This is a genomic window from Streptomyces sp. NPDC001393 (assembly GCF_053597455.1).
This window is the reverse complement of sequence record NZ_JBSFIH010000006.1, coordinates 1-15469: the sequence shown is the minus strand read 5'-3', so window position 1 is coordinate 15469 and position 15469 is coordinate 1. Positions and strand designations below refer to the sequence as shown.

General features: G+C 73.2%; 15 protein-coding genes. 11 read left to right on the top strand and 4 right to left on the bottom strand.

All coding sequences use genetic code 11. The annotated features are described in order from the left end of the window. Positions 1-6: 6 nt before the first annotated feature. The 6 genes from ACWC2T_RS09625 (at position 7) to ACWC2T_RS09600 (ending at position 6496) form a co-directional block, all read left to right on the top strand. Positions 7-645: a TetR/AcrR family transcriptional regulator gene (locus tag ACWC2T_RS09625; protein ID WP_450669819.1), complete on the top strand. Its 639-nt coding sequence runs from the start codon at positions 7-9 to the stop codon at positions 643-645. Positions 646-729: 84 nt separating this feature from the next. Next, positions 730-1338, top strand: coding sequence for a TIGR03086 family metal-binding protein (locus ACWC2T_RS09620; RefSeq protein ID WP_450669818.1), 609 nt, complete (start codon positions 730-732; stop codon positions 1336-1338). 90 nt (positions 1339-1428) lie between these two features. Then, complete coding sequence (locus ACWC2T_RS09615; RefSeq protein ID WP_450669817.1) at positions 1429-2742, top strand: DUF692 domain-containing protein; 1314 nt, start codon at positions 1429-1431, stop codon at positions 2740-2742. Positions 2743-3031: 289 nt separating this feature from the next. After that, positions 3032-3805, top strand: coding sequence for a DUF4142 domain-containing protein (locus ACWC2T_RS09610; RefSeq protein WP_450669816.1), 774 nt, complete (start codon positions 3032-3034; stop codon positions 3803-3805). Positions 3806-3910: 105 nt separating this feature from the next. Next, entirely contained in the window at positions 3911-4690 is a 780-nt protein-coding gene (locus ACWC2T_RS09605; protein ID WP_450669815.1) for a TIGR04222 domain-containing membrane protein, read from the top strand. Positions 4691-4858: 168 nt separating this feature from the next. After that, the gene (locus ACWC2T_RS09600; protein WP_450669814.1) at positions 4859-6496 is read left to right on the top strand and encodes an alpha/beta hydrolase; all 1638 of its coding nucleotides are present in this window, start codon (positions 4859-4861) and stop codon (positions 6494-6496) included. Between the two features lie 131 nt (positions 6497-6627). Here ACWC2T_RS09600 and hemQ read toward each other — a convergent pair whose 3' ends face one another. Then, positions 6628-7359 (bottom strand): hydrogen peroxide-dependent heme synthase, encoded by a 732-nt coding sequence (gene hemQ / locus ACWC2T_RS09595; RefSeq protein WP_450669813.1) that lies wholly within the window; start codon positions 7357-7359, stop codon positions 6628-6630. 5 nt (positions 7360-7364) lie between these two features. Further along, positions 7365-8819, bottom strand: a complete 1455-nt coding sequence (gene hemG / locus ACWC2T_RS09590) for a protoporphyrinogen oxidase (protein WP_450669812.1) — start codon at positions 8817-8819, stop codon at positions 7365-7367. A 157-nt stretch (positions 8820-8976) separates the two neighbouring features. Here hemG and ACWC2T_RS09585 point away from each other — a divergent pair, with 157 nt between their 5' ends. Together ACWC2T_RS09585 and ACWC2T_RS09580 are read left to right on the top strand one after the other, a co-directional pair. Then, the gene (locus ACWC2T_RS09585) at positions 8977-9936 is read left to right on the top strand and encodes a DUF4349 domain-containing protein (RefSeq protein WP_450669811.1); all 960 of its coding nucleotides are present in this window, start codon (positions 8977-8979) and stop codon (positions 9934-9936) included. A gap of 27 nt (positions 9937-9963) precedes the next feature. After that, entirely contained in the window at positions 9964-11358 is a 1395-nt protein-coding gene (locus ACWC2T_RS09580) for an FAD-dependent oxidoreductase (protein WP_450669810.1), read from the top strand. Here the strand turns inward: ACWC2T_RS09580 and ACWC2T_RS09575 are convergent. Continuing rightward, on the bottom strand, positions 11355-11624 hold the full coding sequence (locus ACWC2T_RS09575) for a hypothetical protein (RefSeq protein WP_450669809.1): 270 nt from the start codon (positions 11622-11624) through the stop codon (positions 11355-11357). The two genes, ACWC2T_RS09580 and ACWC2T_RS09575, sit on opposite strands and share 4 nt — an antisense overlap. A 92-nt stretch (positions 11625-11716) precedes the next feature. Here ACWC2T_RS09575 and ACWC2T_RS09570 point away from each other — a divergent pair, with 92 nt between their 5' ends. Then, positions 11717-12541: a rhomboid family intramembrane serine protease gene (locus ACWC2T_RS09570; protein WP_450669808.1), complete on the top strand. Its 825-nt coding sequence runs from the start codon at positions 11717-11719 to the stop codon at positions 12539-12541. A gap of 1 nt (position 12542) precedes the next feature. Here the strand turns inward: ACWC2T_RS09570 and hemE are convergent, their stop codons facing one another. After that, the gene (gene hemE / locus ACWC2T_RS09565; protein WP_450670010.1) at positions 12543-13583 is read right to left on the bottom strand and encodes a uroporphyrinogen decarboxylase; all 1041 of its coding nucleotides are present in this window, start codon (positions 13581-13583) and stop codon (positions 12543-12545) included. Positions 13584-13721: 138 nt separating this feature from the next. Between hemE and ACWC2T_RS09560 the strand changes: the two genes are divergently transcribed. Then, positions 13722-14399, top strand: coding sequence for a DUF3000 domain-containing protein (locus ACWC2T_RS09560; protein WP_450669807.1), 678 nt, complete (start codon positions 13722-13724; stop codon positions 14397-14399). A gap of 280 nt (positions 14400-14679) precedes the next feature. Beyond that, on the top strand, positions 14680-15336 hold the full coding sequence (locus ACWC2T_RS09555) for a response regulator transcription factor (RefSeq protein WP_351211103.1): 657 nt from the start codon (positions 14680-14682) through the stop codon (positions 15334-15336). The last annotated feature ends 133 nt before the right edge of the window (positions 15337-15469 follow it).

The window sequence follows — 15469 nt, the reverse complement described above, 5'->3', positions numbered from 1 at the left end:
GGGCCGATGACACGGGTCGACGGGCGGGTGGAGCGGGGCAACCGCACCCGCCGGCTGGTGCTGCGCCGCACGGTGGACATCGCCTCGGTCGAGGGCCTGGAGGCGCTCACCGTCGGCCGGCTCGCCGCCGAGCTGGAGCTGAGCAAGAGCGGGGTGTTCGCGCTGTTCGGCTCCAAGCAGGAACTGCAGCTGGCCACCGTGCGGGAGGCGGCGCGGATCTACACCGAGCGGGTGCTGCGGCCCGCGGCCGACACCCCGCCCGGCGTGGGCCGGGTGTGGCGGCTGTGCGAGCTGTTCCTGGAGTACTCGCGCAGCCGGGTCTTCCCGGGCGGCTGCTTCTTCTACGGCGCCATGGCCGAGTTCGACGCGCGGACGGGGCCCGTGCACGACGCCGTGGTCCGTGCGCAGCGCGACTGGTCGGCCCATGTCGAGCGCACCGTCGAGGAGGCCCGTGCGGCGGGCGAGCTGCACCCCGGCACCGATGGTGCGCAACTCGCCTTCGAGCTGGTGGCGTTGCTGGAGACGGCGAACGCCCTGTCGGTGCTGCACGACGAGGAGACCGCGTACCGCAGGGCACGGGTGGCCATCGCGCAACGGCTGCGCGGTGCGGCGGTGGAGGGGGTCCCGCTGCCCCAATTCCCCTGACACGGGGCCTGGTTGGAGACAGGTCACACCGTCACGCTTGCGAAAAAATAAGCACGTCCGTTCGCTTTGTTTTATGCTCGGGCCATGACTGGGACCGGAGCGGACTTCGTCGAACTCGACCGGATCGCCGTCCAGGAGGTCGTGCGCGTGGTGGACCTGGCCACGGCCGCGGACTGGACACGGGACACCCCCTGCGCGGGCTGGACCCTGCGGCGGCTCGTCGCCCACATGACCGCACAGCACCTCGGATTCGCCGCCGCGGCGCGCGGCGCGGGGCGGGAGCCGGAGCACTGGCGGGAGCCGGAGGACATGAGCGATCCCGGCCGGCTCCACCGGTCGGCCGCAGCCTCGGTCCTGTCGGCCTTTTCCGAACCCGGCGTACTGGCACGGGAGTTCACGCTGCCGGAGCTGGGCGGCGACTTCCCGGGCGACCGGGCGGTCAGCTTCCACTTCGTCGACCACGTCGTCCACGCCTGGGACGTGGCCGTCACCCTCGGCACCGGGGTGGAACTCCCCGAGCACGTCCTCGTCGCCGCCCTCGCCGTGGCCCGACGGGTGCCGACCGACCCCGCCCGGCGCGGCCCCGGCTTCGCCTTCGCCCCGGCGCTGGAGGTACCCGAGGGCTCCGGCCCGCTTCAGGAGGCACTGCGCCTGCTGGGCCGCAGCCCCGAGCGGTGGCCGGCCCGGACCTGAAGCTCAAATATTGCTCTGAACACGCCAGGGAGGCGGTTCGGGTCCGGCCGCCGGGGCCATACCCCCTCCATTCGAACGAGGGGAGGGGCCATGCGGCGACTGGGCACGGGAATCGGCTGGCGACCCGAGATCGCGGATGCCGTGGAGCGCATGCCGGGCATCGACTGGGTGGAGGTCGTGGCGGAGAACGTCTGCCCCGGCCACCTTCCCGCGTCACTGCTGCGGCTGCGCGAGCGCGGCGTGACCGTGATCCCGCACGGCGTCTCCCTCGGCCTCGGCGGCGCCGACCGCCCCGACGAGACCCGGCTGACGGCGCTGGCGGAACGCGCGGAGGCCCTCGGCTCCCCCCTGGTCACCGAGCACATCGCGTTCGTGCGCGCGGGCGGAGCGCTCACCGCCTCCCCCCGCCTGGAGGCCGGGCACCTGCTGCCGGTGCCGCGCACCAGGGACGCCCTGGACGTGCTCTGCGAGAACGTGCGCATCGCACAGGACGCCCTGCCCGTGCCGCTGGCTCTGGAGAACATCGCCGCGCTGTTCTCCTGGCCGGGCGAGGAGCTGACCGAGGGGCAGTTCCTGTCCGAGCTGGTCGAGCGCACCGGCGTACGGCTGCTGATCGACGTGGCCAACCTGCACACCAACCACGTCAACCGGGGCGAGGACCCGGCCGAGGCGCTGGCCGCGCTGCCCGTGGAGGCGATCGCCTACGTCCATGTCGCGGGCGGCTTCGAGCGGGACGGCGTGTGGCACGACAGCCACGCCCACCCCGTGCCGCGCCCGGTGCTCGACATCCTGACCGACCTCGCCGCCCGCACCGCGCCGCCCGGCGTCCTCCTGGAACGCGACGAGAACTTCCCCGAACCAGCCGAGCTGGAGCGGGAGTTGACGATGATCCGGGACGCGGTGACGGCCGGGCGCACACGGGCCGACGGGGGTATGGGGACCGGGGCCGGCGGTGGCCCGGCAGGCGGGGGTGTCGCCGTCCTGGCCCGGCCGGCGGTCCGGGCGCGGGAGCGGCTCGCCGTCGCCCAGGCCGCAGCACTGTCCTCACTGGTGGCCGGGACGCCGGTGCCCGAGGGGTTCGACCGGGTGCGGATGGCGGTGCAGGCACGGGCCCTCGCCTCGAAGCGGGCGGACGTGGTGGCGAAGGTCGCACCCGAGCTGCCGGCCATCCTCGGCGCCGGGTACCGGACGGCGTTCCTGGACTACGCCCGGGTGCGGCCGATGAGCGGGGGCTACCGCCGGGACGCCCTGGACTTCGCCGCGCACCTGCTCGGGTCCGGGCGGCCGCAGGACGCGGATGCCCGGCGACGGCTCCGGGAGTGGTGGCTGGACCGGGCGGGCCCTGCACCCAGGCCGGGTGGGCGGGTGGCTCGGTTGGCACGGAGGGTACTGCGGGCGGCGTGAGGGGTGCCCGGCGCGACGGCTGGGGGGCGGGGGCGGAGGCGGGGGCCGCTTACCGGCGCTGACAGGGGCCGCTGCGCCCACCCGTGCCGCCCCTGGCGGCACGACTGCCCGCAGCCACGGCGCGTGTGCTCAGGCGGGCGGCTGACCACGACACACCCGCAGCCGTCAACGCATCGTCACCACCCCACGGCTCTGCGCACCCGGCCGGACTCCTGAACACAGCCGAGTAATATGCCGCCCGCACCCCACCACCCTGCACACTCGCGTGCGGTGCGCTACAGGAGGCGTCATGCGACCCCGACCCCCGGTCAAGGGCCGAGGCATATTCAGCGGCACGGGCCTTGTCATCGCGGCCCTCGCGGCGACCGCGGCGGCGCTGCTCTGCCCGCTCTGGTTCTACGCCGACCGCCCGGGCCCGGCGGCGGGTGCCACCGTCCTGAGCGCCCAGACCGTGACGACCCCGTACGGCCCGCTGTCCGCACAGGACCGGGACCTCATCGCCAAGGTCCGGCTGGCGGGGCTCTGGGAGCTGCCCGCCGGCGAACTGGCGGAGCAGAAGGGGACCACGGCCGCCGTACGCACGGCGGGCCAGCACCTGGTCGACGGGTACACCTCGCTGGACGCCCATCTCCGCACCGTCGCCACCCAGCTCGGCGTACCCCTGCCCAACGAGCCGGACGCACAGCAGCAGGGGTGGCTCGACACCCTGAAGTCGGCGCAGGGTCAGGACTTCGACCGCCAGTTCGCCGGCCTCGTCCGGCTCGCCCACGGCCGGGTGTTCACGCTGGTCGCCGAGGTCCGGGCCGACACCCAGAACTCCCTGGTCCGCGATCTCGCCGACGACGCGACCGCGACCGTCCTCGATCACATCAAGGCGCTTGAGGCCACGGGATACGTCGACTTCGCCGCCCTCGCACAGCAACTGGCGGCCTCCCCCACGCCCGTGCCGACCCCGCCCGCGGTCGAGCCCACCGCGGCCGTGCCGGTCACCCCGTCACCGGCCGAGTCGTACTCCCTGCCGCCCGCCACCACCAGCCCGCCGCCGGCGACGAGCGGCTCCTGACACGCTGACCTGGGCGCGAAACGGAACGTCACAGACTGCTAACACTGTGTCCGGATGATGAACAGGGCATGGCGTTCACCCAGGCCTCTGGCATAGAAACACGTCATGTTCTGGGTCCTTCTCCTGCTTCTGGCCTGGGCTTTCGCCGGTACGGCGTGCACCCGGCTGTGCCTGGCGGCCGTCCGCGCGGCAGCCCTGGACGCGGATGCCGCGACGGTGGGCCGGGAGCACGATCTGACGCTGTACGAGGCGGCCTTCCTCTCCGGCGGCCCCGCCCGGGTCGCCGATGTGACGATGGTCTCCATGGCCCGCCAGCGGCGCCTGCTGCTCGCGCACACCGGCTGGGCCACCGTCGTGGACCCCGAGGGGCGCGACGAGATGGAGCAGTCCGTCATAGGGGCCATAGGTCCGGAGGGCCAGTCGCGCATCGCACCGGCGCGGGCCCGGGCCGCCGGCGCCGAGGCGGTACGGCGGCTCGCCGACCGGCTGGTGCGCGCCGGTCTCGCCGTCCCGGACGGCGCCGGGGCGACCGTGGGCGCCGCCGTCCGCCAGGTGCGAGCCGCCGCCCTGGCCGTCGCGGCGCTCGGGGTGACCGCGCTGCTGCTGCCCATCCAGACCGGGACGCCCCGGCTGCTGGTCGGACTGTGGTTCGCCCTGCCCCTCGCCCTGTCCCTGAGCTGCCTCGCCATCGCCCGCTTCGAGGTGCATCCGTACTCGCGCTGGGCCTCCCCGGCCGGGCAGCGGCTGCTGGGCACGCTGGTGCGCAGGCCCGCCGGCGACGAGCGGTCGTTCCTGACCTCGGTCGCCGTACGCGGGATCCGCGCGATCGGCGAGCCGCAGCTGCGCGCCGCCTTCACCCACCGCGACCAGCCCTGGCGGGAGTGAGGGCACCCGACGGGGCCTCCGCAGGGTCGTCGAGGGGCGCATAGGGGGCATTGGCGCCGACACCGGCCGGATGGTGCTTGCCTTCATCGAGAGCCGAACGAAATATCCCTTTTGTTGTCGCCGGGGCGGGGCAGCCGTGCCATCGCCGCCGCATCGAAGGGATACGCGATGAGAGCTGCCGCCCTGTACTCGGCCGCCGGGACCCTGCTGCTGACCACCCTGGCCGCCGCCCCGGCCGGTGGTGCGGCCGGGGCGCCCGGTGCCCCCGGCACGGCCGAGCTGCGCGGCACCGAGGTGGCCGTGGCCCGCGCCCGGGCGGCGGGCATCGACTTCGGCGCGTGCTCCCCGGCCGACCTGCCGAAGGCACCGCCCACCGTGCGGTGCGGCACGGTGACCGTCCCGCTCGACTACGCCCACCCGGACGGCGCCCAGATCAAACTCACCGTCAGCCGGACCCCGGCGACCCAGAAGGACCCGCGCAACAGCAAGCGGAAGGTCCCCCGGCAGGGCGCCCTCGTCTACAACCCCGGCGGCCCCGGCGCGTCCAGCATGTACTTCGCGCTGCTCGGCGCGGTCCCGGTGTGGCAGCGGATCGCCGCCGCCTACGACCTGGTCGGCTACGCCCCGCGCGGTGTGGGCCGTTCCGCGCCACTGTCCTGCGAGGATCCGAAGAGGTTCGTCAGGTCGCCCACCGCCTCGCCGACACACCCCTCGGAGGCGTACAAGCGGCAGCGCATCGGCCAGGCCAAGGCGTACGCCCGCGGCTGCGCCCGACGCTCCGGGAGCAAGCTGCGCTTCTACACCTCGCTGAACAACGCCCGGGACCTGGACGTGCTGCGGGCCGCGCTGGGCGAGGACCGGCTGACGTTCATGGGAGCCTCGTACGGCACCTACTTCGGCGCGCTCTACGCGGCGATGTTCCCCTCGCACGTGCGGCGCATGGTGCTGGACTCGGCGGTGGATCCCGCCCCGGACAAGATCTGGTACCGGAACAACCTCGACCAGTCGGCGGCGTTCGAGGAGCGCTGGGCGGACTTCCGGGACTGGATCGCGCGCCACGACGACGTCTACCAGCTCGGCGACACCCCCGAGAAGGTGCAGCGCAGCTACGACACCGCCCGCGAGCGGCTGGCCGGGAAGGCGGCCGGAGGGAAGGTCGGTCCCGGCCAGCTGCAGAGCGCGTTCCTGTCGGCCGGGTACAACGACAGCTACTGGCCGAGCCAGGCCGGGGCGCTGTCGGCCTATCTGCACGGTGACGCCAAGCCGCTGGTCCGGCTGGCCGCGCCGAGCGCGGCGTCGGCCGCGGAGGCGGAGAACCTCAACGCGGTCTACACGACCGTGGAGTGCAACGACGCGCCCTGGCCGACGGACTGGAAGGTCTGGGACCGGGACAACACCCGGCTCGCCCGGGTGGCACCGTTCGAGACCTGGGACAACGCGTGGATGAACCTGCCCTGCGCCTTCTGGCCGGCGCCCCGGCAGCAGCCCCTGGACGTGCGGACGGGGCAGGGCGAACTGCCGCCGGTACTGATCCTGGCGGCCGAGCGGGACGCGGCGACGCCGTACCCGGGCCAGCTGGAGATGAACCGGCGGCTGGCCGGTTCGGTGCTGGTGACCGAGCGGGACGCGGGGACGCACGGGATCGGGGGCGGGCCGAACAAGTGCGTCAACGGCCACGTCGACGCGTACTTGCTGGAGGGCCGGGTGCCTGGGCGGCGCGCGTCGTGCGCGCCGCACCAGTTGCCTGCGGCGGCTCGGCCGACAAAAGAGTCCCAGCGGGGCTCTCTTCGGAGTGGGCGGCGATAAGGGGCCTACTGGGGTGCCACGACATGCCGTCGGGCGACTGCCGGCTCGCCGTGGCTGGTCGCGCCCACGCGGCGGAGCCGCATATCGACACAGCCCCGCGCCCCTCACGGGGCGCTGCCTCAGGGAGTTTGTCAGGCCAGCCCCGCCACCAGATCCCCGATGTCCTTGCGGCGGCCCGTGAAGAACGGGATTTCCTCGCGGACGTGCATGCGGGCCTCGGAGCCGCGGAGGTGGCGCATGAGGTCGACGATGCGGTGGAGCTCGTCGGCCTCGAAGGCCAGGATCCACTCGTAGTCGCCGAGGGAGAACGAGGCGACCGTGTTGGCGCGCACGTCCGGGTAGCCGCGGGCCATCTTGCCGTGGTCGGCGAGCATGCGGCGGCGGTCCTCGTCGGGCAGCAGGTACCAGTCGTAGGAGCGCACGAACGGGTAGACGCTGACGTAGTTGCGGGGCGTCTCGTCGGCGAGGAACGCCGGGATGTGCGAGCGGTTGAACTCGGCCGGGCGGTGCAGCGCCATGTTGGACCACACGGGCTCGAGCGCGCGGCCGAGACTGGTGCGGCGGAAGAGGTTGTACGCCTCCTGCAGCTGGTCGCTGGTCTCGGCGTGCCACCAGATCATGAGATCGGCGTCGGCGCGCAGGCCGGAGAGGTCGTAGGTGCCGCGGATCGTCACGTCCTTGGCGGCGAGCTGGTCGAACAGCTCCTGGACCTCGTCGGCGTAACCCGCGCGGTCCTCCGGCAGTACGTCCCTGAGCTTGAAGACCGACCAGAGGGTGTAGCGGATGACCTCGTTGAGGTCCTTGGCCAGCTTGCCCTTGTTCGGGATCCTGCCGGACTCGGTGGTGGGGGCGTCGTCACTCATGGTTCCTATTCTCCCGCTCCGCCGTGGAGGCTCTGCACCGGGTTGGCCGTGAGCTCCCGGATTCCGTTCATGTCGCCCGCCAGCTGGTCGACGGCCGCGTACGCACTCGCGATGCACGCCGGGATGCCGACGCCGTCGTACTGCGCGCCGCACACCGCGAGGCCCGGCAGCTTGGCGACCTGCTCGCGGATGCGGGCCACGCGCGCGTGGTGCCCGACGGGGTACTGCGGCAGGCCGTCGGTCCAGCGGGTGACCCGGGTCTCCAGCGGTACGGCGTCCAGGCCGGTGGCCTCGCGCAGGTCGTGCCGGGACACCTCGACGAGGGCGGCGTCGTCCCGCTGGAGGATCTCCGTCTCGCCGTGGCGGCCCACGGAGGTGCGCAGCACGACCACGTCCGGGTCCTCCTCGGCGATCCAGCCCCATTTGGCGGAGGCGAACGTGGACGCCTTGATGGTGCGGCCGTCGACGGGCGGGACCAGGAAGCCGCTGCCCTCGGGGAGGTTCAGGCCCGAGCGGCGGTAGGCGAGGGTGACCAGCGCCATCGAGGCGTACTCGACGGCGGCCAGCTCGGCGGCGGCCTCCGGGGACTCGCCGCGCAGCAGTCGCGCGGCGGCCGGGGCGGGCACGGCGACGATCACGGCGTCGGCGCGCAGGGCCCGCTCCCCGGCGACCACCCGCCAGCCGCCGTCGGCCTCCCGCCGCAGCTCGCTCACCGGTGTCCCGGTCAGGATCTCGCCGCCGCGGGCCCGGACGGAGCCGGCGACCGCGAGCGGCAGGGTGCCCACGCCGCCCTCGATGCCCATGAAGACCGGGCCGGTCTGCTGGTTCGCCGCCGCCCTGGCCTGGATCTCGCGGACTCCCTCGGTGAGGGAGGTGTGGGTGCGGGCGGCCTGGAAGAGCTGGGGGACGGCCGAGCGCATCGAGATGCGGTACGCATCGCCCGCGTACACCCCGCCGAGCAGGGGCTCGACCAGGCGGTCGACGACCTCGCGGCCGAGCCGGGCGGCCACGTACTCCCCCACGGCCACGTCGTCGCCGACCTCGGTGCGCGGCAGGTCGGCGTCGCGCCCGATGCGGGCCAGGCCCTCCTCGGAGAGCACGCCGGAGAGCGCGGCGGCGGTGCCGGGCACGCCCATCACATGGCCCTTGGGCATGGGGCGCAGGGCGCCGCGGGTCCAGATCGAGGCGGTCGCGGTGGCCGGCGGCTGGAGGCGCTCGGCCAGGCCCACCTCGCGGGCGAGGGCCACGGCCTCGGGGCGGCGGGCGAGCATCGACTCGGCGCCCAGGTCGACCCGCACGCCCGCGATCTCGCCGGGCAGCAGCTTGCCGCCGACCCGGTCCGCGGCCTCGAGCACGGTCACGCGGGTGCCGCGCCCGAGCAGCCGGTGGGCGGCGGCCAGACCGGCGACACCGGCTCCGATGACGACGACATGCCCCGTACGTGAACCCGTTGTGCTCATGCCCTCCACTCTCTCAGACCCCACTGACACTCCCGCCAGGGCCGTAGGTCCTGCGTGACGCCGTAGGTCCTGCGGGGACGGGGCCGCCGTCCGAACGTTCCGGCGCGTCCGGCCGTCGTAGGACCGTCGCAGCCACCGTCCTCGGGGGGATCTCCCAATGCCCGCACCGCGTTCCGCACACTCCGCCCGTGCTCTCGCCGGGATCCTGCTCGCCGCCTGCCTCGCCCTCGCCGGATGCGGCGGTGCGGGCGGCTCGGGCGGCGGCGCCCCGGCGAAGTCCGCGGCGCACAGCGCCGACGCGGCCGCTGGACCCGGCACGGCCGACCACACGAAGCCGGCCCCGAAGACACCCCGGCTCACCCAGAACGCGATCATCCGCACGGCCTCCCTCACCCTCCAGGTGAAGGACGTGCCCACGGCCCTGGACCAGGCCCGGACCGCTGCGGAGGACGCGGGCGGTTACGTCGGCGCGGAGAGCACGAGCCGGGACGCCGACGGCCGTGAGCACACCCGGGTGGTGCTGCGCGTGCCGAGCGCGGCGTACGACATGGTGCTGGCCGGCCTGCAGAGCACGGGCAGGCTGATCGACCGCACGGCCAAGGCCGAGGACGTCACCGATCAGGTCGTCGACGTGGACAGCCGCGTCAAGTCGCAGCGGGCCAGCGTCGACCGGATCCGCGCGCTGATGGACCGGGCGACCAAGCTGAGCGATGTGGTCGCGCTGGAGAGCGAGTTGAGCACCCGTCAGGCCGACCTGGAGTCGCTGCTGGCCCAGCAGGCGTCCCTGAAGGACCGCACGAGCCTCGCCACCATCACGCTGTCGCTGTCCGAGAAGCCGGTGCGGAAGGCGGCCGGTGACCACTCCCCCGGCGTCGTGGACGCCCTGTCCGGCGGCTGGCACGTGTTCGTGACCCTGCTGCGCTGGATCGTCCTCGCGCTCGGCGCCGCCCTGCCGTTCGCGGCGTGCGCCGCTGCGGTGGCGCTGCTGTGGCTGCGAGTGGTACGGCCCCGGCTGCCGCGCCGGCCGGAGCCCGCGCCCGCGATGACCGCGCTGGGCCCGCTGCCGTCGGCCCGCCCGGCGCCGGAATCCGCCGAGGAGCGGCCGGACCGGGACTGACCTGCCCGCACCCCGTAGCGTGGCCCCATGAGCATGCGCGGCGGGCGGGGCGGAACGGAACGACTGGTCGTGATCGGCGGCGACGCCGCGGGCATGTCCGCGGCGTCGCAGGCGCGCCGGCTGAAGGGGCCGGGCGAGCTGGAGATCGTGGCCTTCGAGCGCGGCCATTTCACCTCCTTCTCGGCGTGCGGCATCCCGTACTGGGTGGGCGGCGACGTCCCCGAACGCGACGACCTGATCGCCCGCACCCCCGAGGAGCACCGGGCGCGCGGGATCGATCTGCGGCTGCGCACCGAGGTGACGGAGATCGACACGGCCGGACAGCGGGTACGCGCGCGTGACGTCGATTCCGGCGCCGAGTCCTGGACGTCGTACGACAAGCTCGTCATCGCCACCGGCGCCCGCCCGGTCCGCCCCGACCTGCCCGGCGCGGACGCCCCCGGGGTGCACGGTGTGCAGACCCTGGACGATGGCCAGGCCCTGCTGGAAACCCTGGCACGCACGCGTGGCCGCAAGGCGGTCGTCGTCGGCGCCGGTTACATCGGCGTGGAGATGGCGGAGGCGCTGATCAACCGGGGCTTCGAGGTGACGGTGGTCAACCGCGGCAAGGAGCCCATGTCGACGCTCGATCCGGACATGGGCCGCCTGGTGCACCGGGCCATGGAGGGCCTCGGCATCACGATGGTGAACGACGCCGAGGTCACCAAGATCCTCACCGGGGAGGACGGGCGGGCCCGCGCGGTGGCCACGGAGGATGCCGAGTACCCCGCGGACGTGGTGGTCCTCGGCATCGGTGTCCGCCCGGAAACCACTCTCGCCAAGGCCGCGGGCCTGCCCCTCGGCGCCCATGGCGGCCTGCTCACCGACCTCGCGATGCGGGTGCGCGGCCACGGCGGCATCTGGGCGGGCGGCGACTGCGTGGAGGTGCTGAACCTGGTCTCCGGCCAGGACCAGTACGTCCCGCTGGGCACCCATGCCAACAAGCACGGGCAGGTCATCGGTACCAACGCCGGCGGCGGTTACGCCACCTTCCCGGGTGTGGTCGGCACGGCGGTCAGCAAGGTCTGCGACCTGGAGATCGCCCGCACCGGTCTGCGCGAGAAGGACGCCGACCGGGCGGGCCTGCAGTACGAGACCGTCACCATCGAGTCCACCAGCCGCGCCGGCTACTACCCCGGCGCATCCCCGATGACGGTCAAGATGCTCGCCGAGCGCCGCACGGGCCGGCTGCTCGGCGTCCAGATCGTCGGCCGGGAGGGCGCGGCGAAACGGGTCGACGTCGCCGCGGTGGCGCTGACCGCGCGGATGACGGTGGACCAGATGACCGCCCTCGACCTGGGCTACGCCCCGCCTTTCTCACCGGTGTGGGACCCGGTCCTGGTGGCCGCGAGAAAGGCGACGGCGAAGGTACGCCTCGCCTAGGCCGTTCCGCTGATGCGTGGCAGGGCGGATACGGCTGCCGGCGGCTGCTCGCCGGCGGGTTTCGCATGCGTGGCCGTAGGCCGGGTGGACCTCAGCCGGTAGCTGACTGCCTCGTCCAGGGTCACGGGCCGCTGCATCTGCGAGGCGAGCCGCCCCGCTTCCTGGCCGAGGCGTGCGACGTCCTCCCAGGGGAGCCGTACGACCAGAGAGATCTCCGCCTCACCGTCGGGCAGAGCGTGCATCGCAGGAGCAACTCGCTCGTTCATCGCCTGATCCTCACGTCGGTTGACAGGAGATACGCACACCCGCCCCGTGCCGTTCACCGATTCGCCTGTCTCATCCCGGGCACTACTTCTGTGTGGTCATACCCGTCCATGACGTGAACCCGGTGCGCCGCACCCCCTGGGTGACGTACGCCCTCATCGCCGCGAACGTCCTGGTGTTCATCAACACCCCCGGCATAGCCGGTTCCGTGGCCGGTGGCAGCGATCTGGCGCAGCTGTGCCATCTGCAGGCCTTCATGGACCACTACGCGGCGGTGCCGCGGGAGCTGATCCACGATCAGACGCCGCGACTGGTGCCGACCGGCCAGGTGGGCATCGGCACGCACGGCCCGGGCTGTGTCGTGGCACCGCCGAGCTACGACAAGTCGCCGCCCCTGTCGGTCTTCACGGCGATGTTCCTGCACGGCAGCTGGCTGCATCTGCTCGGGAACATGCTGTTCCTGCTGATCTTCGGCAACAACGTCGAGGACCGGATGGGCCACATCCGCTTCTTCCTCTTCTACGTCGTCTGCGGTTACGCGGCCGGCTACGGCTTCGCGCTGCTCAACGACACCTCGGGCGACCCGCTGATCGGGGCGTCCGGAGCGATCGCGGGGGTGCTCGGCGCCTACATCGTGCTGTGGCCGAGGGCGCGGGTGTGGGTCCTCGTGCCGTTCCTGGTCTTCCTGCCGCTGAGGCTGCCCGCCTGGCTGGTGCTGGGCTTCTGGTTCGTGCTGCAGGCGGTCTACTCGTCCGGGCACGGAGTGTCCGGGGCGGGCACGGTGGCGTACGCGGCGCACGTGGTCGGCTTCCTTGCGGGCATGCTGCTGGCCTTGCCGCTGGGGCCCGGCACGCCGCCCCCGCCGGAGCCGCGCGGCCTGCTGTTCGGCAGGCGGGCGCGGCCCCGTCACACCTGGTGAGTCAGCGCGCGGTCGTGGTGTGGACGTACTCCACGAGCCGGGTCAGCGCGTCCGGGTCGGTGTTCGGCAGCACTCCGTGGCCGAGGTTGAAGACATGGCCCTCCAGGCCGGCGGCCGCGTCCAGCACCTCGCGGGCCCTGGCCTCGACGGTGTCCTTGTCGGTGAACAGGACCGTCGGGTCGAGGTTGCCCTGCAGCGCCTTGCCGGGGCCGACGCGGCGCGCCGCTTCGTCCAGCGGGACGCGATAGTCGACGCCGACGACGTCCGCGCCGGCCTCGCCCATGAGCTTCAGCAGCTCACCGGTGCCGACACCGAAGTGGATGCGCGGGACGCCGTAGCCCGCGACGGCGTCCAAGACCTTCGCGGAGGCCGGCATGACCGAGCGCCGGTAGTCGGCCGGGGCGAGGGCACCGACCCAGGAGTCGAACAGCTGGACCGCGCTCGCGCCGGCCTCGATCTGCACCTTGAGGAAGGCGGCCGTGATGTCGGCGAGGCGGTCCAGCAGGTCGGCCCAGAGCTCGGGGTCGCCGTACATCATCGCCTTGGCGTTCTCGTACGTGCGAGAGGGACCGCCCTCGACGAGGTAGCTCGCGAGGGTGAAAGGCGCGCCCGCGAAACCGATCAGCGGGGTGGCGCCCAGCTCCTTGGTGAGCAGGCCGATCGCCTCGGTGACGTAGGAGACGTCCTCGGGCGTGAGGTCGCGCAGCCGGGCCAGGTCGGCGCGGGTGCGGATGGGCTCCTCGACGACCGGGCCGATGCCGGGCCTGATGTCGAGGCCGAGGCCGATGGCCTTCAGCGGGACGACGATGTCGCTGAAGTAGATCGCCGCGTCCACGCCGTGCCGGCGCACCGGCTGGAGCGTGATCTCGGTGATCAGCTCGGGCCGCGTGCACGACTCGAGCATGGGGATGCCCTCGCGCACCTTGCGGTACTCGGGCAGGGAGCGGCCGGCCTGGCGCATGAACCACACCGGGGTGTGCGGCACGGGTTCGCGCCTGCACGCCCTGAGGAAGGCACTGTCGTACGTCGCTGTCGGCTGCATGCTGGTGTTGGCGGTCACGGGGCAAGTTTCGCATGCCACCAGATCGTGCCCCGCCCGGTGTCCCGGGGCACGACTGCCCGCGGCCACCTGCTGTGTCTTGCCCTGCACAATGCCGCGCTTCCCCTTACTCTTCCCGGCATGGCTGCGGCTCACGGACGAATGTCGGACAGCGCTGACGGAATGGACGACGTGAAGGACACCGAGGAGGCGGACCGGCGCTCCGGTACTGAGGACCCGCCGGCTTTCCGGGCCGCGGTCGACGCCCTGCGCAGCACCCGGCTGCGGCCGCAGGTCGAGGTGGAGCCCACGCCCGCCCCGCAGCGGCTCGCCCCGTACGCGTACGCGCTGGAGGCCGTGGTCGTGGACGGCGAGCAGGAGCTGGCGGACGGACGGCTGGTGCTGCTCCACGACCCCGCGGGCCACGACGCCTGGCGCGGGACCTTCCGGCTGGTGACGCTGGTGCGCGCGGAGCTGGAGGCGGAGATGGCCGCCGATCCGCTGCTGCCCGAGGTGTGCTGGTCGTGGCTGACGGGGGCGCTGCAGGCGCGCGGGCTCGGCTACGGCGAGCCGAGCGGGACGGTCACGCGCGCGAGTTCGCACTACTTCGGCGGGCTGGCCGAGCGGCCGGCGGCCTCGCAGATCGAGATCCGGGCGTCCTGGACGCCCCGTGAGGGCCTGGGCGGGGTGCCGGACACGGGCTCTCACCTGGCTTCCTGGTGCGATCTGCTGGCCCAGGTCGCGGGGCTGCCGCCGGCCGGTCCGGGCGATGCGTCGGTGGTGACGCTGCCGCAGCGCAGGGGCCCGCAGTCACGGTGAGCGAAGCGGTCGGCCCGCGGCTTCATCCGCATGGGCGGCTTATTGACCATGTCTTTGTCGATACGGCCACTTTCCGACCCTGAATCGCATCGGCTCGAACCGACTCGATCTTCGGATGATCGATCGCGTGTCCGAATTGCACAGATTGTTACTCACTAGATCGTGATCATTCTCTAAAGGCGGACGAGTTTGCTGCCGAAGACGACTGTGACCTTGAAAGCACGGTTCGTCCCGGCTTCATCCCCACAAGCCGGCCCCGTCCCCCCACCCAGGAGGCCTGGTGTCCGTTCTCCTCGAGCAGCCCGCAAGCCTGGTCGCCTACCGCCCGAACAAGCCGACCGCCATGGTGGTCGTGGCCGACCCGCGCGTCCGTTCCACCGTCACCCGCCATCTGTGGGCGCTCGGCGTGCGCGATGTCATCGAGGCCTCGTCCATCGCGGAGGCTCGTCCCCGCATCGGCAACCCGCGCGACATCTGCGTCGCCGACGTCCACCTGCCCGACGGCTCCGGCCTGACCCTGCTGTCCGAGACCCGTGCCGCGGGCTGGCCCAACGGGCTGGCGCTGTCCGCCGCCGACGACATCGGCGCGGTGCGCAACGCCCTGGCGGGCGGGGTCAAGGGGTACGTCGTCACCGGCACCCGCACCAACCTCGGCCTGCCCGCCCGGCCCGGCGCCGCCCCCCTCGGCGCCGCCCGGATGCACCGCCGCCCCCCGGGTGCCCCGAGCCACCCGGGCGGCTACCGCGAGCTGTCCGGCCGCGAGGTCGAGGTGCTGCGGCTGGTCGCGGAGGGCCAGTCGAACAAGGCGATCGGCGTCTCCATGGGCCTGTCCGCCCTGACCGTCAAGAGCCACCTCGCCCGCATCGCCCGCAAGCTGGGCACGGGCGACCGGGCCGGCATGGTGGCCGTGGCCCTGCGCACGGGGATCATCCACTGACCCGCCGACCGGTCCGTTCGCAGCACCAGCCGGTTCACTCACATGAACCGCGTCTTTCACCGGCCTGACTGGTTTACGACCCTCCGGCGCCCGTCGACGGAACATTACGACCACGGGCGCCGGCGACAAACGG

Excerpts from the sequence above, each read along its gene's own strand:
- ACWC2T_RS09625 (WP_450669819.1), top strand. The coding sequence starts at position 7 with ATGACACGGGTCGACGGGCGGGTGGAGCGGGGCAACCGCACCCGCCGG.
- ACWC2T_RS09620 (WP_450669818.1), top strand. The coding sequence starts at position 730 with ATGACTGGGACCGGAGCGGACTTCGTCGAACTCGACCGGATCGCCGTC.
- ACWC2T_RS09615 (WP_450669817.1), top strand. The coding sequence starts at position 1,429 with ATGCGGCGACTGGGCACGGGAATCGGCTGGCGACCCGAGATCGCGGAT.
- ACWC2T_RS09610 (WP_450669816.1), top strand. The coding sequence starts at position 3,032 with ATGCGACCCCGACCCCCGGTCAAGGGCCGAGGCATATTCAGCGGCACG.
- ACWC2T_RS09605 (WP_450669815.1), top strand. The coding sequence starts at position 3,911 with ATGTTCTGGGTCCTTCTCCTGCTTCTGGCCTGGGCTTTCGCCGGTACG.
- ACWC2T_RS09600 (WP_450669814.1), top strand. The coding sequence starts at position 4,859 with ATGAGAGCTGCCGCCCTGTACTCGGCCGCCGGGACCCTGCTGCTGACC.
- hemQ (WP_450669813.1), bottom strand. The coding sequence starts at position 7,359 with ATGAGTGACGACGCCCCCACCACCGAGTCCGGCAGGATCCCGAACAAG.
- hemG (WP_450669812.1), bottom strand. The coding sequence starts at position 8,819 with ATGAGCACAACGGGTTCACGTACGGGGCATGTCGTCGTCATCGGAGCC.
- ACWC2T_RS09585 (WP_450669811.1), top strand. The coding sequence starts at position 8,977 with ATGCCCGCACCGCGTTCCGCACACTCCGCCCGTGCTCTCGCCGGGATC.
- ACWC2T_RS09580 (WP_450669810.1), top strand. The coding sequence starts at position 9,964 with ATGAGCATGCGCGGCGGGCGGGGCGGAACGGAACGACTGGTCGTGATC.
- ACWC2T_RS09575 (WP_450669809.1), bottom strand. The coding sequence starts at position 11,624 with ATGAACGAGCGAGTTGCTCCTGCGATGCACGCTCTGCCCGACGGTGAG.
- hemE (WP_450670010.1), bottom strand. The coding sequence starts at position 13,583 with ATGCAGCCGACAGCGACGTACGACAGTGCCTTCCTCAGGGCGTGCAGG.
- ACWC2T_RS09560 (WP_450669807.1), top strand. The coding sequence starts at position 13,722 with ATGGCTGCGGCTCACGGACGAATGTCGGACAGCGCTGACGGAATGGAC.